Source organism: Streptomyces coeruleoprunus, assembly GCF_039542925.1.
Classification (GTDB): Bacteria; Actinomycetota; Actinomycetes; order Streptomycetales; family Streptomycetaceae; genus Streptomyces; species Streptomyces coeruleoprunus.
In genome coordinates this window covers 1,657,853-1,678,820 of sequence record NZ_BAABIT010000001.1, presented here as the reverse complement: position 1 = coordinate 1,678,820, position 20,968 = coordinate 1,657,853, and the positions used below count along the sequence as shown (strand labels likewise).

General features: G+C 70.8%; 17 protein-coding genes. 14 read left to right on the top strand and 3 right to left on the bottom strand.

What is annotated here, in order from left to right; translation table 11 throughout:
* Positions 1-31 precede the first annotated feature (31 nt).
* From ABEB09_RS07175 to ABEB09_RS07150, 6 genes are all read left to right on the top strand, one after another.
* Positions 32-607 (top strand): PaaI family thioesterase, encoded by a 576-nt coding sequence (locus tag ABEB09_RS07175; protein ID WP_345688228.1) that lies wholly within the window; start codon positions 32-34, stop codon positions 605-607.
* Positions 607-1,119 carry a dUTP diphosphatase gene (gene dut / locus ABEB09_RS07170; protein ID WP_345688226.1) on the top strand — a complete coding sequence of 171 codons (513 nt, stop codon included), beginning with the start codon at positions 607-609 and terminating at the stop codon, positions 1,117-1,119. The genes ABEB09_RS07175 and dut overlap by 1 nt, the downstream gene beginning before the upstream one ends.
* 1 nt (position 1,120) lies before the next feature.
* Complete coding sequence (locus ABEB09_RS07165; RefSeq protein WP_345688224.1) at positions 1,121-1,891, top strand: DUF3710 domain-containing protein; 771 nt, start codon at positions 1,121-1,123, stop codon at positions 1,889-1,891.
* Positions 1,892-2,210: 319 nt separating this feature from the next.
* Positions 2,211-2,897, top strand: coding sequence for a response regulator (locus ABEB09_RS07160; RefSeq protein WP_345688222.1), 687 nt, complete (start codon positions 2,211-2,213; stop codon positions 2,895-2,897).
* Between the two features lie 128 nt (positions 2,898-3,025).
* Positions 3,026-3,424: an OB-fold nucleic acid binding domain-containing protein gene (locus ABEB09_RS07155; protein WP_345688220.1), complete on the top strand. Its 399-nt coding sequence runs from the start codon at positions 3,026-3,028 to the stop codon at positions 3,422-3,424.
* Between the two features lie 3 nt (positions 3,425-3,427).
* A complete protein-coding gene (locus tag ABEB09_RS07150; RefSeq protein WP_345688218.1) occupies positions 3,428-4,201 on the top strand; it encodes a DUF3159 domain-containing protein in 774 nt (257 codons plus the stop codon).
* A 128-nt stretch (positions 4,202-4,329) separates the two neighbouring features.
* Here ABEB09_RS07150 and ABEB09_RS07145 read toward each other — a convergent pair whose 3' ends face one another.
* Positions 4,330-4,992 carry a potassium channel family protein gene (locus ABEB09_RS07145; RefSeq protein ID WP_345688216.1) on the bottom strand — a complete coding sequence of 221 codons (663 nt, stop codon included), beginning with the start codon at positions 4,990-4,992 and terminating at the stop codon, positions 4,330-4,332.
* A complete protein-coding gene (locus tag ABEB09_RS07140; protein ID WP_345688214.1) occupies positions 4,992-5,660 on the bottom strand; it encodes a potassium channel family protein in 669 nt (222 codons plus the stop codon). The genes ABEB09_RS07145 and ABEB09_RS07140 overlap by 1 nt, the downstream gene beginning before the upstream one ends.
* 397 nt (positions 5,661-6,057) lie before the next feature.
* Here ABEB09_RS07140 and ABEB09_RS07135 point away from each other — a divergent pair, with 397 nt between their 5' ends.
* The 7 genes from ABEB09_RS07135 to ABEB09_RS07105 all read left to right on the top strand — a co-directional run bounded on the left by ABEB09_RS07135 (position 6,058) and on the right by ABEB09_RS07105 (position 19,144).
* On the top strand, positions 6,058-8,124 hold the full coding sequence (locus ABEB09_RS07135) for an APC family permease (protein WP_345688212.1): 2,067 nt from the start codon (positions 6,058-6,060) through the stop codon (positions 8,122-8,124).
* Positions 8,125-8,275: 151 nt separating this feature from the next.
* Positions 8,276-9,595, top strand: a complete 1,320-nt coding sequence (locus ABEB09_RS07130) for a class I SAM-dependent RNA methyltransferase (RefSeq protein ID WP_345688210.1) — start codon at positions 8,276-8,278, stop codon at positions 9,593-9,595.
* Positions 9,596-9,796: 201 nt separating this feature from the next.
* Positions 9,797-11,338 (top strand): sigma-70 family RNA polymerase sigma factor, encoded by a 1,542-nt coding sequence (locus ABEB09_RS07125; RefSeq protein ID WP_345688208.1) that lies wholly within the window; start codon positions 9,797-9,799, stop codon positions 11,336-11,338.
* Positions 11,339-11,767: 429 nt separating this feature from the next.
* The gene (locus ABEB09_RS07120; protein WP_345688206.1) at positions 11,768-11,923 is read left to right on the top strand and encodes a hypothetical protein; all 156 of its coding nucleotides are present in this window, start codon (positions 11,768-11,770) and stop codon (positions 11,921-11,923) included.
* Complete coding sequence (locus ABEB09_RS07115; RefSeq protein ID WP_345688204.1) at positions 11,920-14,277, top strand: non-reducing end alpha-L-arabinofuranosidase family hydrolase; 2,358 nt, start codon at positions 11,920-11,922, stop codon at positions 14,275-14,277. The genes ABEB09_RS07120 and ABEB09_RS07115 overlap by 4 nt, the downstream gene beginning before the upstream one ends.
* Positions 14,278-14,318: 41 nt before the next feature.
* On the top strand, positions 14,319-16,934 hold the full coding sequence (locus ABEB09_RS07110) for an RICIN domain-containing protein (RefSeq protein ID WP_345688202.1): 2,616 nt from the start codon (positions 14,319-14,321) through the stop codon (positions 16,932-16,934).
* 407 nt (positions 16,935-17,341) lie between these two features.
* On the top strand, positions 17,342-19,144 hold the full coding sequence (locus ABEB09_RS07105) for an ABC transporter ATP-binding protein (protein ID WP_345688200.1): 1,803 nt from the start codon (positions 17,342-17,344) through the stop codon (positions 19,142-19,144).
* A gap of 141 nt (positions 19,145-19,285) precedes the next feature.
* Here the strand turns inward: ABEB09_RS07105 and ABEB09_RS07100 are convergent, their stop codons facing one another.
* Positions 19,286-20,536, bottom strand: coding sequence for a DUF418 domain-containing protein (locus tag ABEB09_RS07100; protein ID WP_380840834.1), 1,251 nt, complete (start codon positions 20,534-20,536; stop codon positions 19,286-19,288).
* Positions 20,537-20,586: 50 nt separating this feature from the next.
* On the opposite strand from ABEB09_RS07100, the gene ABEB09_RS07095 reads away from it, so the two are divergent.
* The gene (locus tag ABEB09_RS07095; RefSeq protein ID WP_345688196.1) at positions 20,587-20,817 is read left to right on the top strand and encodes a hypothetical protein; all 231 of its coding nucleotides are present in this window, start codon (positions 20,587-20,589) and stop codon (positions 20,815-20,817) included.
* Positions 20,818-20,968 lie beyond the last annotated feature (151 nt).

The window sequence follows — 20,968 nt, the reverse complement described above, 5'->3', positions numbered from 1 at the left end:
GTGCCCCGCCTCGCGGGTAAGGTCTGCGCCTGTGAGCACTGCACTGACGCCTCCCGCCGGGGCCAGACCGCCGGTACGGCACCCCGACGCGCCCGCCCCCGGCGAGCCGCTCGGGTCCCACTACGACCACTGCTTCGGCTGCGGCGGCGGCCAGCCGCACGGGCTCCACCTGGACGCCAGGGCCGGCGAGGGCGTGACCGTCACCGCCGAGTTCACGGTCACCCCCGACCACCAGGGTGCCCCCGGCCTCGCCCACGGCGGCGTCCTCGCCACCGCGCTCGACGAGACGCTCGGCGCGCTCAACTGGCTGCTCCGCGTCATCGCCGTCACCGGCCGCCTGGAGACCGACTTCGTGCGGCCCGTGCCCGTCGGCACCGTGCTCCACCTGGAGGCCGAGGTCACGGCGGTCGACGGCCGCAAGATCTACTCGACGGGGACCGGCCGGATCGGCGGCCCCCAGGGCCCCGTCGCCGTCCGCGCCGACGCCCTCTTCATCGAGGTGAAGGTCGAGCACTTCATCGACAACGGCCGCCCGGAGGAGATCCGGGCCGCCATGGCCGACCCCGACCAGGTCCGGCGCGCCCGCGCCTTCGAGGTGAACCCCTGATGCGTAACCCTGTCGACGTCCTGATCCGCCGCGTGGACCCGGAGGTGCCGCTCCCCGCGTACGGCCACCCCGGCGACGCCGGCGCCGATCTGTGCACCACCGAGGCGGCCGAGCTGGCCCCCGGTGAGCGCGCCGTCCTGCCCACCGGCGTGTCCATCGCCCTCCCCGACGGGTACGCGGCCTTCGTACACCCGCGCTCCGGACTGGCGGCCCGGTGCGGAGTGGCGCTCGTGAATGCCCCAGGGACCGTCGATGCCGGGTACCGTGGAGAGATCAAGGTGATCGTGGTCAACCTGGACCCGCGCGAGAGCGTGCGGTTCGAAAGGTTCGACCGGATCGCCCAACTGGTCGTTCAGCAAGTCGAGAGGGTCCGCTTCCACGAGGTGGCGGAGCTTCCCGGCTCGGCACGGGCCGAGGGGGGCTTCGGGTCCACTGGCGGTCATGCCGCCGTGGAGGGCTGGACGGGTGGGAATCGATACGCTTCGGTCGTATCCGACCGGGAAGGACAGTGACGTGTTCGGACGTCGCAAGAAGAGCCGTGCCGCCGAGACCGCGGCGAGCGAGGCCGAGCAGGTCGTCGACGCGGTCGACACCGACGAGGCGGAGGACGAGGAGGCCCGGCCGCGCCGGGTGAACCTTCCGCCGGCGCCCCGGCCCGACGGCCCCTGGGACATCTCCGAGGTCTCCAAGGCCGAGGAGGGACGCGTCGACCTGGGCGGCATGTTCGTGCCCGGCGTCGAGGGCATGGAGCTGCGCGTCGAGGTCGCCGGTGACGCGATCGTCGCCGCGACCGTGGTGCTGCGCGACAGCGCCATCCAGCTGCAGGCGTTCGCCGCGCCGAAGAAGGAGGGCATCTGGGGCGAGGTCCGCGAGGAGATCGCCTCCGGCATCACCCAGCAGGGCGGCATCATCGACGAGGTCGAGGGCCCCCTCGGCTGGGAGCTGCGCGCCCAGGTACCGGTCCAGCTGCCCGACGGCACCGGCGGCGTCCAGCTGGTGCGCTTCGTCGGCGTCGACGGCCCGCGCTGGTTCCTGCGCGGCGTCATCTCCGGCCAGGGCGCGGTGCAGCCGCAGGCCGCGGGGCTGCTGGAGCAGATCTTCCGCGACACCGTGGTCGTCCGCGGCGAGGGCCCGATGGCGCCCCGCGACCCGATCGTCCTGAAGCTGCCCAACGACGCGCAGATGGTTCCCGAGGGCGTGCAGCAGGACGCCCAGGGCGGCTCCCGCTTCTCCGGCGGCATGGGTCAGCTCCAGCGCGGCCCGGAGATCACCGAGGTCCGCTGACGCCGTTCGCTCGCCGCTCGGCGCCGCCGTACACGCCGTACGGGTGGTGCGGCTGTGCGCCTCCGCGCGGTGCCCTGCACTTTCGTACGCCGATGGGCCGCTCCCGTACGCCGGGGGCGGCCCCTCGTGTACGTACGGGGCGCGCCCTTCGCGCGCTGTCCCGGCCTTCGTGGCGGGCCCGGTGCCGCAGGGCGTCAGAATCATGTCAAGACGGCCCCGGAACCCGTACCCCCGTCCGATTCGGCGGTTTCTCCGGCCTTAAGGTCGGGGGTGCACGGCCCGGTGCCGCGCCGCCCCGGACGAGAGAAAGCAGGACCCCATGACGCGGGTGCTCGTGGTCGACGACGAGCCGCAGATCGTACGCGCCCTCGTGATCAACCTGAAGGCGCGCAAGTACGAGGTCGACGCCGCTCCCGACGGGGCCACCGCCCTCGAACTGGCCGCCGGCCGCCACCCCGACGTCGTCGTCCTGGACCTCGGCCTTCCCGACATGGACGGCGTCGACGTCATCAAGGGCCTGCGCGGCTGGACCCGCGTGCCGATACTCGTGCTCTCCGCCCGCCACAGCTCCGACGAGAAGGTCGAGGCTCTCGACGCGGGCGCCGACGACTACGTCACCAAGCCGTTCGGCATGGACGAGCTGCTGGCCCGGCTGCGCGCCGCCGTCCGCAGGGCCGAGCCCGCCGGCGGCGGCGAGGACAACCGGATCGTCGTCAGCACGGAGGGGTTCACCGTCGACCTCGCCGCGAAGAAGGTCAACCGCGACGGCAAGGACGTCCGGCTCACCCCGACCGAGTGGCACCTCCTGGAGGTGCTGGTCCGCAACAGCGGGCGGCTCGTCAGCCAGAAGCAGCTCCTCCAGGAGGTCTGGGGCCCGTCGTACGGCACCGAGACCAACTACCTGCGGGTCTACATGGCCCAGCTGCGCCGCAAGCTGGAGGCCGACCCCTCGCACCCCCGGCACTTCATCACCGAACCCGGTATGGGGTACCGCTTCGAGAACTGACCGGGTCCGCCCCCCCGGCCCCTGGTCCGCCTCCGATCCGCCCCGGTCCGTCCGCACCCGGAACGTCGCCGCGGGGGCGTTTTCCACAGGCAGAGTGGGGCGACAGGGGGTCCCGGTACGCTTTCTGTATGAGTGCTGCACCGCGTACAGGGAAGCCCACAGGGCGCTTCCGCCGGATGCTGGACCGGCTGTCCAGCTCGCAGGGGGAGCTGGAGTCCGAGGAGCTTCAGGAGGACGCCCAGGCGTCCGGGTGCACCCGCATCGCCGACTGCGGTGACCGGCAGATCGTCAAGGTGACTGGTACCTTGCGGACGGTCACCCTGCGTCCGCGGGCCGGAGTGCCGGCGCTTGAGGCCGAGCTCTTCGACGGCACCGCCCCTCTGGACGTGGTGTGGCTGGGCCGGCGCTCGATCGTGGGCATAGAACCGGGCCGCAGGCTCATCGCCTCCGGCCGGATCTCCATGAGCCAGGGCCGCAGGGTCCTCTTCAACCCGAAATACGAACTCCGACCGCTCGGACAGGAGTAGCCGGTGACGTCACTCGACAAGCCGACCACCGAACACGACGACGGCCGGCACGGCGACGACGCGCACGCGAAAGCCGTGACCGAGGCCGCGCTGTTCGACGCGTTCGGCGGAGTGCGGGGCATGGTGGAGACCGTCCTCCCCGGCCTCCTCTTCGTCACGATCTTCACGGTCAACAAGGACCTGCACTCCGCGGCCATCGCGGCCCTGGCGGTCTCGCTGCTGCTCGTCGTCGTGCGGCTGGTCCGCCGTGACACCGTGAAGCACGCCTTCAGCGGCGTCTTCGGGGTGGCCTTCGGCGTGGTCTTCGCGATGATGACCGGCAACGCCAAGGACTTCTACCTCCCGGGCATGCTCTACACGCTGGGGCTCGGCGTCGCGTACATCGTCACGACGCTGGCCGGCGTCCCGCTGATCGGGCTGATCCTCGGCCCGGTCTTCAAGGAGAACCTCTCCTGGCGCACCCGCAACCCCGGCCGCAAGAAGGCGTACGCCAAGGCCAGCTGGGCGTGGGGCCTGATCCTGATCGGCAAAAGCGCGATCCTGTTCCCGTTGTACTGGTGGGCGGACACCACCCAGCTCGGCTGGGTCCTGGTCGCCCTGAAGATCCCGCCGTTCCTGCTGGCGGTGTATCTGACCTGGGTCTTCCTGGCGAAGGCGCCGCCGCCGATCGACGTCTTCGCGGAGATGGAGGAGGCCGAGCGCGCCGAGAAGGAGCGCGAGGAGGCGGAGCAGGCGGCCGCACGCGCCGCGACCCCGTCCCGCGAGGGCGAGGCCTGAGGCGCAGTACGCGCAGTACGTGCTGACGTGGTCCACGCGGGCGCGTGGACCACGCACAAGGGGCTCGGGACCGGTGAACCGGTCCCGAGCCCCTTTTCCGTAGGAGGGCCAAGCGCCCGGCGGCGCTTCTAGCGGCGGACCGACAGCAGGTCCTCCAGCTGCTCCTCGCGCGCCTGGGCGGCCACGAACAGCAGCTCGTCACCCGCCTCCAGCGTCTCCTCCGCGTTCGGCGTCAGCACGCGCGAGCCGCGGATGATCGTCACCAGCGAGGTGTCCTCGGGCCACGCCACGTCGCCCACCCGCGTGCCGGCGATCGCCGACTCCGGCGGCAGCGTCAGCTCGACCAGGTTCGCGTCGCCGTGGCTGAAGCGCAGCAGCCGGACCAGGTCGCCGACGCTCACCGCCTCCTCCACCAGCGCCGACATCAGGCGCGGCGTCGACACGGCGACGTCCACGCCCCACGCCTCGTTGAACAGCCACTCGTTCTTCGGGTTGTTGACCCGCGCGACGACCCGGGGCACCCCGTACTCGGTCTTCGCCAGCAGGGACACGACGAGGTTCACCTTGTCGTCGCCCGTCGCCGCGATGACCACGTTGCAGCGCTGGAGCGCCGCCTCGTCCAGCGAGGTGATCTCACAGGCGTCGGCCAGCAGCCACTCGGCCTGCGGCACGCGCTCCACCGAGATGGCGGTCGGCGCCTTGTCCACGAGGAGCACCTCGTGCCCGTTCTCCAGCAGCTCGCCCGCGATGGAACGGCCCACCGCGCCGGCGCCCGCAATAGCGACCCGCATCAGTGACCACCCTCCTCAGGACCGTGGGCGAACGCCGCCTCGACCTTCTCGACCTCGTCCGTGCGCATCATCACGTGCACCAGATCGCCCTCCTGCAACACCGTCTGCGACGACGGCAGGATCGCCTCGCCCAGCCGCGTGAGGAACGCCACGCGCACACCCGTCTCGTCCTGGAGCCGGCTCACCTTGTGGCCGATCCACGCCGCGGACGTGTGCACCTCCGCGAGCTGCACCCCACCGCTCGGGTCCCGCCACAGTGGCTCGGAACCGGACGGCAGCAGGCGTCGCAGCATCTGGTCGGCGGTCCACCGGACCGTGGCCACGGTGGGGATGCCCAGCCGCTGGTAGACCTCGGCGCGCTTGGGGTCGTAGATACGGGCGGCGACGTTCTCGATGCCGAACATCTCGCGGGCCACCCGGGCCGCGATGATGTTGGAATTGTCACCACTGCTGACCGCGGCGAACGCCCCGGCCTCCTCGATACCGGCCTCACGCAGGGTGTCCTGGTCGAAGCCGACGCCGGTGACGCGCCGGCCGCCGAAACCGGAGCCGAGGCGCCGGAAGGCCGTGGGGTCCTGGTCGACGACGGCGACCGTGTGCCCCTGCTGTTCCAGGGTCTGCGCGAGTGCCGCCCCGACACGCCCGCATCCCATGATCACGATGTGCACGTCCGCCTACCCCGCACTCCTGGTCACCATGCTGACCTGCGAAAACACCCTGCTCACTCTTCTCTCTCAGCCTGCGTGCGGTGCTGTCTCGAGATGAGCTTATGCCTCGCACTCCCGGTTGCCCTCATTCGCGTACGCCCTCGGGCACCCCCGGGTAGAGGACCGGAAAGGAGCCGGGGAGGTTCCCTGGAGGAACCGGGGAAGCCGCGGGGACGTCGCGAGGAAATCGCGAGGAGGCCGGAGGAAAGCCTCGGGAAAGCCCGCCGAACGCCCGGGGGAAAGCCGGAGGTCAGCCCGCGCCGTCTCCGAGGCCGGTTCCGGGGCACGCCCGAGGCCAGCCCGCCGTAAACCCTAGGTAAGTGGGCATGGCGCATTTCGAACGCTTACGATCCTCTGCGTGTCCAAACTGACCGACGTGCCCAAACGGATCCTGATCGGCCGGGCTCTGCGCAGCGACAGGCTGGGAGAGACTCTCCTCCCGAAGCGCATCGCACTCCCCGTCTTCGCCTCCGACCCGCTCTCCTCGGTGGCGTACGCACCGGGCGAAGTCCTGCTGGTCCTCTCCATCGCCGGCGCGTCGGCCTACGCGTTCAGCCCCTGGATCGCGGTCGCGGTCGTCATCCTGATGTTCACGGTCGTCGCCTCGTACCGGCAGAACGTGCACGCCTACCCCAGCGGCGGCGGCGACTACGAGGTCGCCAACACCAACCTCGGCCCCAAGGCGGGCGTCGGCGTGGCGAGCGCGCTGCTCGTCGACTACGTCCTCACCGTCGCGGTGTCCATCTCCTCCGGCGTGGAGAACCTCGGCTCCGCCATCCCGTTCATCGTCGAGCACAAGGTGGCCTCCGCCATCGTCATCATCGTCCTCCTGACGTTGATGAACCTGCGCGGCGTGAAGGAATCGGGACGGTTCTTCGCCATCCCCACCTACGTCTTCGTGACCGGCGTCTTCGCCATGATCGCCTGGGGAGCCTTCCGCGGGCTCGTCATGGGCGACAACATGCGGGCCCCGACCGCCGACCTGGAGATCCAGGCCGAACAGCAGGGCCTCGCCGGAATCGCGCTCTTCTTCCTGCTCCTGAGGGCCTTCTCGTCCGGCTGTGCCGCGCTCACCGGCGTCGAGGCCATCAGCAACGGCGTCCCCGCCTTCCGCAAGCCCAAGAGCCGGAACGCCGCCACCACCCTCGCCCTCATGGGCGGCCTGGCCGTCACCATGTTCTGCGGCATCATCGGCCTGGCCCTCGCCACCGACGTCAAGATGGCCGAGCACCCGGCCCACGACCTGCTGCGCGACGGCAAGCCCGTCGGCGAGGGCTACACCCAGGAACCGGTCATCTCGCAGGTCGCGGCCGCCGTCTTCGGCGACGGCAGCTTCATGTTCGTCCTGCTGGCCGCCGCCACCGCGCTGGTGCTGTTCCTCGCCGCGAACACGGCGTACAACGGCTTCCCGCTCCTCGGCTCGATCCTCGCCCAGGACCGCTACCTGCCGCGCCAGCTGCACACCCGCGGCGACCGCCTCGCGTTCTCCAACGGCATCGTGCTGCTCGCCGGCGCCGCCGCGCTCCTCGTCTACGCCTACGGCGCCGACTCGACCCGGCTCATCCAGCTCTACATCGTCGGCGTGTTCGTCTCCTTCACCATCAGCCAGACCGGCATGGTCCGGCACTGGAACCGCCATCTGCGCACCGAGACCGACCCGGCCGCGCGCCGCCGCATGATCCGCTCCCGCGCGATCAACACCTTCGGCGCCTTCTTCACGGGTCTCGTCCTGGTCGTCGTGCTCATCACCAAGTTCGGGCACGGCGCCTGGGTGTCCCTCGTCGGCATGGCGTTCTTCTTCGTCCTCATGACGGCGATCCGCAAGCACTACGACCGGGTCTCCCAGGAGCTGGCCGCGCCCGAGGGCCCCAGCGACGACAGCCTCCGCCCGTCCCGGGTGCACTCCATCGTCCTGGTGTCGAAGATCCACCGCCCGACGCTGCGGGCCGTCGCGTACGCCAAGCTGATGCGCTCCGACAAGCTCGAAGCGCTCAGCATCAACGTCGACCCGGCCGAGACCAAGGCCCTCAAGGAGGAGTGGGAGCGGCGCGGCATCAACGTCCCGCTGAAGATCCTCGACTCCCCGTACCGCGAGATCACGCGCCCCGCCGTCGAGTACGTCAAGAGCCTGCGCCGCGAGAGCCCGCGCGACGTCGTCAGCGTGATCATCCCCGAGTACGTGGTCGGCCACTGGTACGAGCACCTGCTGCACAACCAGAGCGCCCTGCGCCTCAAGGGCCGGCTGCTGTTCACCCCGGGCGTCATGGTGACCTCGGTCCCGTACCAGCTCCGCTCCTCCGAACTGGCGAAGCAGCGCGCCAAGAAGCACCAGGAGTGGAACGCGCCCGGTGCGGTGCGCCGCGGCCCGGTCGACAAGACGCAGCAGGGCGCGGGTACCGCGAAGGAACCGTCCGGCGCGGAGTGACCCGCGGGGGACGTAGACTGGTGGGCTGTTGTCCGTCGTGCGCCGCGCCCGACGTGGGCCGTCCGACGTGGGACGCCCGGCCGGGCAACAGCGGCGCACGGCGCCGTACGGTCGCCGCCCACCTCCCCTTCGCCCCTGGAGTCACCCCGCCATGCCGAACGCATCCGAGTCCTCGCTGGTCGGCGAGGAGTACGAGGTCGAGGTCGGCCCCGTCGCGCACGGCGGTCACTGCATCGCCCGCACCGACGAGGGACGCGTCCTGTTCGTACGCCACGCCCTGCCCGGTGAGAAGGTCGTCGCCCGCGTCACGGAGGGCGAGGAGACCTCGCGCTTCCTCCGTGCCGACGCGGTACGGATCCTGGAGGCGTCCAAGGACCGCGTGGAGGCCCCGTGCCCGTACGCCGGTCCCGGCCGCTGCGGCGGCTGCGACTGGCAGCACGCCAAGCCGGGCGCGCAGCGCCGCCTCAAGGCCGAGGTGGTGGCCGAGCAGCTGCGCCGCCTGGCCGGGCTGACGCCCGAGGAGGCCGGCTGGGACGGCACGGTGGTGCCGGCCGAGGGCGACAAGCTCCCGGCCGGAGAAGTCCCCCAGTGGCGCACGCGCGTCCAGTACGCGGTCGACGCGTCCGGCAGGGCCGGCCTGCGCCGGCACCGCTCGCACGAGGTGGAGCCGATCGACCACTGCATGATCGCCGCCGAGGGCGTCTCCGAGCTGGGCATCGAGAAGCGCCCCTGGCCGGGCATGGCGTCGGTGGAGGCCATCGCGGCGACGGGCTCCCAGGACCGCCAGGTGATCCTGACCCCCCGCCCGGGCGCCCGCCTCCCGCTGGTCGAACTCGACAAGCCGGTCTCGGTGCTCCGCGTCCACGAGAAGGACGGCGGCATCCATCGCGTCCACGGCCGCCCCTTCGTGCGCGAACGCGCCGACGACCGCACGTACCGCGTCGGCAACGGCGGCTTCTGGCAGGTCCACCCGAAGGCCGCCGACACCCTGGTCCGCGCCGTCATGCAGGGCCTGCTGCCCCGCAAGGGCGACACCGCGCTCGACCTCTACTGCGGCGTCGGCCTCTTCGCGGGCGCCCTCGCCGACCGCGTGGGCGAGAAGGGCGCGGTGCTGGGCATCGAGTACGGCAAGCGCGCGGTGGAGGACGCCCGCCACAACCTGGCCGACTTCCCCCGCGTCCGCATCGAGCAGGGCAAGGTCGAACAGGTCCTGCCCCGCACGGGCATCACCGAGGCGGACATCATCGTCCTGGACCCGCCCCGCGCGGGCGCCGGCAAGCAGACGGTCCACCACCTCGCCACCCTGGGCGCCCGCCGCATCGCGTACGTGGCCTGCGACCCGGCGGCCCTGGCCCGCGACGTGGCGTACTTCCGCGAGGCGGGATACAGGCTGCGGATGCTGCGGGCGTTCGACCTGTTCCCGATGACGCACCATGTGGAGTGCGTGGCGATTCTGGAGCCGGTGAAGTAGGGCTTCTGACCTGCGGTTTTGCGGGTGTGCTTTATGCGCGGTGTGGGCGTTACGGGCGATATCTTGACGCTCAAATGACGTTGGCGGGCGCCCATCCTGATGGGTCGTCACCTGATTGATCGTTCAGGTCACGCCGGCTGGGAGGCGCGCTGCCGCCGTACTCGGCGGATCGCTTCCCTGGAGAAGGTGGGAATGGGGCTCATGGACGCGGACCACGCGGAGCTGGTTGTCGCGGCGCAGGCCGGTGACGATCGGGCGCGCGAGAAGCTGATCGCCGCATACCTGCCGTTGCTCTACAACATCGTCGGGCGAGCGCTGAGCGGACATGCCGACGTCGACGACGTCGTCCAGGAAACCCTGATGCGCGTCGTGCGCGACCTGCCCGCCCTGCGTGCTCCGGAAAGCTTCCGGTCCTGGCTGGTGTCGATCACGCTCCGCCAGATCAACACCCACTGGCACCGGCAACGCACCCTCGCCGACCGGACCACGGTCATCGACGAGGCACTCCGGGTACCGGACGTCGGCGCCGCGCTCGAGGACGTGACGATCCTGCGTCTGCACATGTCGGACGAACGCCGTCAGGTGGCCGAAGCCGGCCGGTGGCTCGACCCGGACCATCGGGTGCTGATGTCGCTGTGGTGGCAGGAATGCGCCGGCTTGCTGAGCCGTCACGACATCGCCGACGCGATGGGGCTCAGTGTCGCCCACGCCGGAGTACGCCTGCAGCGCATGCGCGAGCAACTGGAACTGAGCCGGACGGTCGTCGCCGCGCTGGAGGCGGACCCGCGCTGTCCGCAGCTGAACGAGACCGTCGTCGGCTGGGACGGTCTCCGTACATCCGTGTGGCGCAAGCGGATCGCGCGGCACACCCGCGACTGCCCCATCTGCACGGCGACGACGACAGAACGGGTTCCGGCCGAACTGCTGCTCCTCAACCTCGCGCCGCTGGCCGTCCCGGCCGCACTCATCGCCGCGCTGACCGCCAAGGGCCTGCTGTCGGGCACGGCCACGAGCGCCGCCGGGCTGGCCACGGCACACGTCACCGTCGGCACGGCGACGGGGGGAGGCAGTCTGCACGGCTCGCTGATCGGCAAACTGCACGCGGTGACCGCTCATCCGATGGCGAGCCTCGCCACCGGCGCGGTGCTCATCGCCGGGACCGCCACCTACGCGGCCTGGCCCGAACCGGCGCCTCGGGTGCCCGCCGTCATCACCGCTCCCACGGTCGGCACTCCCACGCCGGTCCCGTCGCGCACCACCACGTCGGCCAAACCGTCCCCGGTGGGTCCATCCGCCGTCGCAGGCACTGTTCCGCTGGGCGCACAGTCGCTGGAGTCCGCGGACCGACCCGGCCTGTTCGTCACGCATGCCGGCGACTTCGCGACGCTCGGCCGAGTCTCCGCGTCCAGCAGCGCGCAGGCACGGCAACAGGTCACCTTCACGGTCATCGAGGGGCTGGCCGACACACGGTGCGTCACCTTCCGCGCGGAAGACGGCCGGTATCTTCGCCATCATTACCTGCGGCTACGGCTGAGCACCGACGACGGCAGCGAACTGTTCCGTGAAGACGCCACCTTCTGTCCGCGCCCCGGGGCGGTCGCCGGGTCGGTGACCCTGCACGCGCACAACTATCCCGGATCGGTCCTCCGCCACCGCGACGGGGGCATCTGGCTCGATGGCTCCGACGGCACTCGGGCCTTCGCCGGTCAGGCTTCCTTCATCATGCGCAGGGCCTGGGCTTGAGAACCGCTCCTTGAGCATTCTGGACCGGGTCGCTCGTGACAGCCGGTGATCCCGCAGCACGATCCCGCAGCACGCCTTTCTCCACCCGGCAGTGAGCCCAGTGCTGCGCCGCATCCGGCTTCGATCCGCATGTCATCGACTGCTGCCTCGCCGTGACCGGCCTGAGGCTGATCCTGCAAGCCCTTCGGTGTTGAGCAGTGCGGCGCGCCCTCTCCACGTGACGACCAGACCGCGGGGCTTGGCATAACGCTTTCCGCCTGCGAGATGCATCACCGAGCAATCGTCCGGACCGCGCGACTTTTCTGTTACGAGACCGCGCGTTCGGAAGCCTCCACTTCAGGGGTGCCCTTCACGCCGCTCACCACGACGTGCCGGCGTGGCAGGTTCCCGGCTTCCCCCGTTGACGTATCCCCTGAAGAAAGCCCTCCCATGACGCGACACACCCACGAACCCCGGGTGACCGGTACGCAGGAACGGCCGCACGTCCTGCACCGCACCCACCCCGCCGCAGATCGGGCCGCACTGGCCGAGGCGCGCACGATCGCGGCACCCGGGGTGACCCGCGACCCCCGAGGAGAATCATGAAGGGCCTGCACCGGCTCCGCCGGCGTCGCCGAACACTGACGATCGGACTGTCGGCCGCGGCGGTGGTGGCCGGTGTCGTGACGCTCCTCCCCAGCTCCGCCGGAGCCGCAGCCCTGGGAACCCAGGCGGCCCCCTCGGGCAGGTACTTCGGCACGGCTGTAGCCGCCGGCAGGCTCGGCGACTCGACGTACGCCGCGATCTCGGACCGGGAGTTCAACATGATCACCCCGGAGAACGAGATGAAGTGGGACACCATCGAACCGTCCCGCGGCAATTTCAACTTCGGCCCCGCAGACCGGATCGTGAACCACGCCATGGCACGCGGCCAGCGCCTACGCGGCCACACCACGGTCTGGCACTCGCAGCTCCCCTCCTGGGTCAGCTCCATCCGCGACGCGAAAACGCTGCGCAGCGTGATGAACAACCACATCACCACCCAGATGACCCACTACAAGGGCAAGATCTACGCCTGGGACGTGGTCAACGAGGCGTTCGCCGACGGCGGCAGCGGCCGGCTCCGCAGCTCGGTCTTCCAGGAGGTGCTGGGCAGCGGCTTCATCGAGGAAGCGTTCCGCACCGCCCGTGCGGCCGACTCGTCGGCCAAGCTCTGCTACAACGACTACAACATCGAGAACTGGTCGGACGCCAAGACCCAGGGCGTCTACCGCATGGTCAAGGACTTCACGTCCCGCGGCGTGCCCATCGATTGCGTCGGGTTCCAGAGCCACTTCGGGGAGGGCGGCCCGCCGGCGAGCTTCAGGACCACCTTGGCCGCCTTCGCCGCGCTGGGCGTCGACGTCCAGATCACCGAGCTGGACATCGCCCAGGCATCACCCACCCACTACGCGAACACGGTCAGGACCTGCCTGTCCGTGGCTCGGTGCACCGGCATCACGGTGTGGGGCGTCCGTGACCGCGACTCCTGGCGCAGCGGCGAAAGCCCCCTGCTGTTCGACAACGACGGCAAGCCCAAGCCCGCGTACACCGCCGTCATGAACGCTCTCAAGTCCGGCTCCGGCAGCACCCCGGTCAAGCCGACCGGCGGTACCGGGGAGGTCAAGGGCGTGGCCTCCGGCCGCTGTATCGACATCCCCGACTCCGCCACCGCCAACGGCACCCGGGCGCAACTGTGGGACTGCAGCGGACGGGCCAACCAGCGCTGGACCTACACCGCCGCCAAGCAGCTGAAGGTCCACGACAACAAGTGCCTGGACGCCAAGAGCAAGGGCACCACCAACGGCACCTCGGTGGTCATCTGGGACTGCAACGGCGGCGCCAACCAGCAGTGGAACATCAACGCCAACGGCACGATCACCGGCGTCCAGTCCGGGCTGTGCCTCGACGCCGTCGGCGCGGCCACCGCGAACGGCACCAAGATCCAGCTGTACACCTGCGCGTCCGTCAACAACCAGAAGTGGACCGCCCCGTCCGGGACGGGCGGTGGCACGTGTGCTCTTCCGTCGACGTACAAGTGGAGTTCGACGGGCGCTCTCGCAAAGCCGTCGAACGGGTGGGCCGCGGTGAAGGACTTCACCAACGTGGTGCTGGGCGGCAAGCACCTGGTCTACGCGTCGAGCGCGTCGGGAACCTCGTACGGCTCGATGGCGTTCAGCCCCTTCACGAACTGGTCGGACATGGCGTCGGCCGGCCAGACCAGGATGAACCAGAACGCGGTGGCGCCCACACTGTTCTACTTCGCGCCCAAGAAGGTCTGGGTGCTGGCTTACCAGTGGGGTGCGTCGCCCTTCAGCTACCGCTTGTCGAGCGACCCCACCAACCCCAACGGCTGGTCCGCGCCGCAGCCGCTGTTCACCGGGAGCCTCCCCGACTCCCGCACCGGCCCGATCGACCAGACCCTGATCGCCGACGACCGGAACATGTACCTGTTCTTCGCCGGTGACAACGGCAAGATCTACCGGGCGAGCATGCCGATCGGGAACTTCCCGGGCAACTTCGGCTCCTCGTACACGACGGTCATGAGCGACACGGTGAAGAACCTGTTCGAGGCGCCGCAGGTCTACAAGGTCCAGGGCCAGAACCAGTACCTCATGATCGTCGAGGCTCGTGGCGCGAACGAGCGGCGCTACTTCCGCTCGTTCACGGCCTCCAGCCTGAACGGTCCGTGGACCCCGCAGGCCGCCACCGAGAGCAACCCCTTCGCGGGCAAGGCCAACAGCGGCGCCACCTGGACCAACGACATCAGCCACGGTGACCTGGTCCGCACCAACCCCGACCAGACCATGACCATCGACCCCTGCAACCTGCAGTTCCTCTACCAGGGCAAGTCCCCCGACGCGGACGGCCCCTACGACGGACTGCCGTACCGGCCGGGCGTCCTCACCCTGCAGCGCTGACCTGCCCGATTCCCGGTGATACGCAAGGAGCACACCTCTCTATGAACAACCCCACCCGCGGTCGTCACCGCCGCCGCTGGAGCGCCACCGCCCTCCTGCTCGGAGTGCCCGCCGCAGTCGTGCCGTACCTCCTGTTCACCCAGGAGGACTCCCAGGCCGCGACGATCGACGGCAGTGCCTACTACAGGCTTGTCTCCGTGCGCAGCGGCAAGGTGATGGACGTCAACGCCTTCTCCACCGCCGACCGCACCCGCATCCAGCAGTGGACCGACCAGAACACCGCCAACCAGCAGTGGCGGCTGAGGTCCACCGGGGACGGCTACTACGAGCTGGTGAACCGCAACAGCGGCAAGGTGCTGGGCATAGCGGGCGGTTCGACCGCCCGGTCGGCTGCCGCCGAGCAGCAGACCGACAGCTCCTCCGCCTCCCAGGAGTGGCGGATCGACGACGTGCGCGGTTCCGGCGCCGTCACCTTCACCTCCCGCAAGAGCGGCCAGGTCCTGGACGTCTCCGGAGGCTCCACGGCCCAGGGCGCGGCGATCATCCAGTACCCGGGCAGGGGCACCACCAACCAGCAGTGGAAGCTGGTGAAGGTGGCCGGTGGCCAGTCGGCCGCGGCCGGCCCGTACACGTGGCGCAACGCCCAGGTGGTCGGCGGCGGTTACGTCACCGGGCTGGTGTTCAACCCACGGGAGAAGGGACTGCTGTACGCGCGCACCGACATGGGCGGCGCCTACCGCTGGGACACCGCGGCCGAGCAGTGGATCCCGCTCACCGACTGGCTCGGCGAGAAGGACTGGAACCTGCTGGGCATCGACGCGCTGGCCACCGACCCCGTCGACCCCAACCGGCTCTACCTCGCGACGGGCACCTACACCAACAACTGGGCCGGCAACGGCGCGATCCTGCGCTCCACCGACCGGGGCCGCACCTTCCGGCGCACCGCTCTGCCGTTCAAGCTGGGCGGCAACGAGGACGGCCGCGGGGCGGGCGAACGGCTCGTGATCGACCCCTCGGACAACCGCACCTTGCTGCTGGGTACCCGTAAGAACGGTCTGTGGCGCAGCACCGACCACGGCGCGACATGGCGGCAGGTCTCCTCGTTCCCCGTCAAGGACGGGGCGAGCAGCGGCGCGGGCATCTCCTTCGTGACGTACGGCCCGGCCGGCAGCAAGACGATCTACGTCGGCGTCGCGGACAGGTCGACGTCCCTGTACCGCTCCACCGACGGCGGCAGCACCTGGCAGGCCGTCTCCGGGCGGCCCACCGGCCAGCTGCCGCAGCACGGCGTGCTCTCCGGTGACGGTTCGCTGTACCTGACGTACACCAACAACCTCGGACCCAACGGCGTGACGGCGGGCTCGGTGTGGAAGTACACCCCGGCAGGCGGAGCGTGGAAGGACATCTCCCCGTCCCGGGGCACCTACGGCTTCTCCGGCCTGGCCGTCGACCCGCGCAAGCCGTCCACGGTGATGGTCACCACCCTCGGCCGCTGGTGGCCCGAGGACGAGATCTACCGCAGCACCGACGGCGGCACGACATGGAAGGCGCTGGCCGGGAAATCGGTACGGAACGCCTCCGCCGCTCCGTACATCGGCACCCACACCGGGCACTGGATGACCGCCCTCGCCATCGACCCCTTCGACTCCGGGCACGTGCTGTACGGCACCGGCAACGGCATCTGGCGCAGCAAGGACGCCAACGCCACCGACAGCGGCGGCACCAGCCACTGGACCGTGGGCGCGCGCGGCCTGGAGGAGACCGCGCTGATGGACGCGATCGCCCCGCCCGGCGGTGCCACCGTCATCACCGCCATGGGCGACCAGGGCGGCTTCCGCCACGACGACCTGACCAAGGTGCCCGCCGGGCGGCTGAACAAGCCGATGATGACCAACAGCACCGACATCGACTTCGCCCAGTCCAACCCCTCGATGATGGTCCGCGTCGGCCGTGGCGGCGCGCAGGACGGCGCCTACTCCACCGACGGCGGCCGCAGCTGGCACGGCTTCACGGCAGAGCCGGTGGCCGGCGCCCAGGACGGCCATGTCGCGCTCGCCGCGGACGGCTCCGCCATCGTCTGGACCGAATCCGGGCAGGTCCCGTACCGCTCCACCGACAAGGGCGCGACCTGGTCGAAGGTCGGCTGCCTGGGCACCGACGCCGTGGTCGTCGCCGACCGCTCCTCGGCCAGGACGTTCTACTCGCTGGCCGGCGGCACGCTGTACGCCAGCACCGACGGCGGAGCGACCTTCACCGCCCGGGCCGCCGGCCTTCCCGCCGACGGCAGGCTCACGGCCGTCCCTGGCGTCGCGGGGGACCTGTGGATCGCCGGTGGTGGTCAGGGGCTGCTGCACTCCACCGACGGCGGCCGCACCTTCGCCAGGCTCACCACGGTGAAGTCCGCCTCCGCCCTCGGCTTCGGCAAGGCCGCACCGGGCGCCTCCTACCAGGCCCTGTACATGATCGGCACTGTCAAGGACGTCAGCGGGGTCTTCCGCTCCACCGACAAGGGCGCCACCTGGCTCCGCGTCAACGACGACGCCCATCAGTGGGGCAGCATCGGCGGCGTCGGCGTCATCACCGGCGACCCCGACACCTTCGGCCGCGTCTACATCGGCACCAACGGACGCGGCCTCCAGTACGGCGACCCGTCCTGACCCCGACGCCGGAGCGGACGCACGTCCCACGCATGAGCTGACGCACTATCAGTGACAGAAAGCCGCCCTCCTTGAACCGATGCGACATCTCGGTCGGAGGGCGGCTTTCTGCTGTTGGAGCGGCACACCGCTTGCGGTGGGCGGGCTGGTGGTCATGGCGCTCCTTCTCGGGCGGGCGGCACGGCCGCGGGGCTGGGGGGCATGGTCGCTGAGTGCGTACGGGAGAGGGCAGAACCGGCTTCGGCGGCGGCTCCAGCCACTTGGCGGGGGTGCACCCGACGATCGTCGGATGGCTGGAGGGACGTCCGGCCCTCAAGTCTGGTGGCATGACACACCGTGCGCACGTGCGGGCCGATGCCGTACGCCGCTGACGCGGTGCGCGGCAGACCACGTAGGAAAGGAATCCTGTGAACACCGCATCCGCCCCCGAGACGACGGGTGCCGAGTCCCTGCGCGTCCGCGAGACGCTCAAGGCGCTGTACGGGTATGTCCGCCCGCACCGGTGGGTCGTCGTACTCGGTCTGCTGTTGGCGCTGGTGGGGGCCGCTGGCGGGCTGCTCCAGCCACTGGCCACGAAGGCGCTGGTCGACCGGCTCTCGTCCGGTGGCACGATCGCCACCGTCCTGCTGGCCCTGACCGTACTGGTGCTGCTGAGCACGGTGGCCGAGGCGTTCGGCGCCTATGCGCTGGAGAGGACGGCGGAGTCGGTGGTCCTGGCCGCTCGCCGCACCCTCATCGGCCGGCTGCTGCGGCTGCGGCTCTCGGCGGTGGACCGGATGCAGCCGGGTGATCTGATGTCGAGGGTGACCTCCGACACCACGCTGCTGCGGGCCGTCAGCACCCAGGCGGTGGTCAACGCCGCGACCGGGACGGTCACGCTGATCGCGGCGGTCGTGGTGATGGCCTTCCTGGACGCCGTCCTGCTCGGCGTGACCCTCGTCGTGGTCGCGGTCGTCGGGGCGGGCGCCGCCCTGGTGATGCCGAAGATCGGGCAGGCCGCCGAGCGCTCCCAGGCCGCGGTCGGGGAGATGTCCACCGGCCTGGAGCGGGTCTTCGGCGCGTTCCGCACGGTGAAGGCGTCCGGCGCCGAGGAGAGGGAGACCGCTCGCGTCGAGGCGTCGGCCCGGCGGGCGTGGCGCCACGGCGTGCGCGGCGCGAAGTGGGAGGCCCTGCTGGCAACGGCGGACAACCTCGCCGTCGAGCTGGCGTTCCTCGCGGTGCTCGCGGTCGGCGGGGCGCGGGTGGCGTCCGGGGACATCCCCGTCTCCACGCTCATCGCCTTCCTGCTGTACCTGTTCTACCTGATGGAGCCGGTGTACAAGCTGGTCGAGGCCGCCTCCGCGTACCAGGAGGGCGCGGCCGCGATCTCCCGGATCAAGGAGGTGGACCGCCTGGCGGCGGAGCCGCCGGCCACGAAGGAGCCGGTGCGAGCCGAGGCGACGGCAGCCGTACGGCGGCCGGCGTCGGTCCGCTTCGAGGAGGTGTCCTTCCGCTACGGGCCCGGGCTGCCGTACATCCACCAGCAGGTGGACTTCGAGGTGCCGGGCGCCGGGATGACGGCCTTCGTCGGGCCTTCGGGTGCGGGCAAGTCGACGGTCTTCTCGCTCATCGAGCGGTTCTACGAGACGACCGGCGGCCGGATCCTGGTCGACGGCAAGGACATACGCGAGTGGCCGCTGCCCGAGTTGCGGTCCGTCATCGGGTGCGTCGAGCAGGACGCGCCGGTGCTGGCCGGCACGCTGCGGGAGAACCTGGTCTTCAGCGCGCCCGGCGCGACGGACGACGAGATCCGCGCCGTCCTCGCCCGGACCAGGCTCGACACCCTCGTCGACCGTCTCCCGCACGGCCTGGACACCTTGGTCGGGCATCGCGGCTCGAAGCTGTCCGGTGGTGAGCGCCAGCGCGTCGCGATCGCCCGCGCGTTGCTGCGCAGGCCCCGGCTGCTGCTGCTGGACGAGGCGACCTCACAGCTCGACGCCGTCAACGAGCTGGCGCTGCGGGACGTCATCGCCGAGACGGCACGCGAGACCACCGTTCTGGTGGTGGCGCACCGCCTGTCGACGGTGACGGACGCCGACCGCATCGTCGTCATGGACGCCGGCAGGGTCCGCGCGATCGGCACCCATGAGGAGCTGGTGGCCGAGGACGGGTTGTACGCACAGCTCGCCGCGAGCCAGCTCCTGCTCCCCGCGGGGCGCCCCGGCGGGTGAGACGGGTGCCCCCGCCGGCTGCCCCCGCCGGACGGCGGGGGCAGCCGAGCTGTGTGGCGGGGTGGTGCCGGACATCCGCGGGATACCCGCGCGGTTTGCGAAGTTGGGGCGGCTGTGAGGGCCGGCCGCCCCGGCCTCGCCTCATCGGACGTGGTTCGCCGGCTTGGTGGCGGCGTTGAGCAGGGACTCCAGCGGTCCGCGGCGGAAGAAGCGGGACCAGACCGCGGCGAACAGGATCGCCCCGAGGATGAACGTGAGCACAGGCACCCAGGACACCTGGCTGCTTTCACCGGCCGGTATGCCCACCATGGACTGCACGACGAAGTGGCCGACGTAGGCCGTCAGCGACATGGTGCCCACGGCGACGACCGGTTTCGCCAGGCTGCGCAGGCGCGGCAGGCGGTCCATCAGCACCGTCGCGCCCACGACCACGAGGATGGCGACCCCCACGCTGCCGATGATGTCGAACGTGGTGCCGCTGTGCGGCCCGGCGGACAACAGATCCGAGGCCGCCCGCCGGGTCTCGAAGGATCCGCTGCCGAAGGACGCCGCCTCGGACCCGGCGGACGACTTCCCGTCCTCCGCCATGCTCCGCAGCGCATCCTTGCCCGCCAGCAGCAGGGACAGCCCGTACGCGCCCACGGTCAGCGCGGCACCGAACGCGGCCAGGCGCCGCTGGACGGAGACGGCCGACAGGTCGAGGCGGGCCAGCGCCATCCCGGCGACCACGAACGACATCCACGTGATCGCCGGGTAGAAGCCGGTGAGCAGCAGATCGAGCACTCCCACCTCGCTGAGCTTCTTGAGCGGGTCGTGGGCGTCGATGCTCTGCTGGACGGACTCGCTCAGCAGCGAGTTCAGGACGAACGCCAGCTGCGGCGTGACGAGCGCGAGCCCCGCCGCGATGATCGCGAGAGTCCTCGCGCGCAGCCGCAGCAGGGGCAGGGCAAGAAGGAAGTAGACGCCGTAGAAGCCGAGGATGATCACACCCCCGTACTCCATCGCCAGCACGGTGCCCAGCGCCAGCAGGACCACGGCGCGGATCGCGATCCGGACCTTCGCCTGCCGGCCGGCCAAGCCGGTCTTCGGCTCACGGCGGCCGGCGATCAGCATCAGCGAGAACCCGGCGAGGGTGGCGAACAGGACCGACGAGTGACCGTCGGCCAGATACCGTACCCAGCTGCCGACGCCGTCCGTGGCCGACAGCGCCGGGCCGATGTGCACGATGTACATGCCGAACACCGCCAGCGCGCGGGCCAGATCCACCCCGACCAGGCGTCCCATCGAGGGACCGCCCGAGATCTTCCCGGCGGACTCGGACGAGGTGTGGGGCCGCGGAGGCGCGTTCTCCCGGGGAGCCGAAGTCTCTTGCGGCGGCTGTGTCTGTGTCATACCGACAACCTCGCCGTCCCGTCAGGAGGCGGACCATCCGGCGGGCTTCGGTGACACCCCCGCCGACCGGCCGGGACCACCCCGCCGACCGGCGGAACAGCGCCCCGGCCGGTCAGCGGGCCCGGACGCCCGGCGCCCTGCTGGATGACGGCGTCGGCCACCACGACCACAAGCCCGAGCAGCGCGTCCGCCATCCCCCGCGCGCCGCCCTGCCGATGGGCCGGAGCGCACCCCCCGAACGGCTGGAGCCGGCCCGCCAGGTGTCCACAGGCCATGGGTGATCGCGCCGGCGCGTACCCTGCCGGACGTACTGTCGACGGCAGGCGAACGCCGTACGAGAACGTGGACGCCCCGATGCGGGGGTGTACGGGGTCGCCGAGAAGCTGGACAGAGCAGACGAGTGTGAGGCGGAACGCCGGTGATCCGGGTAGT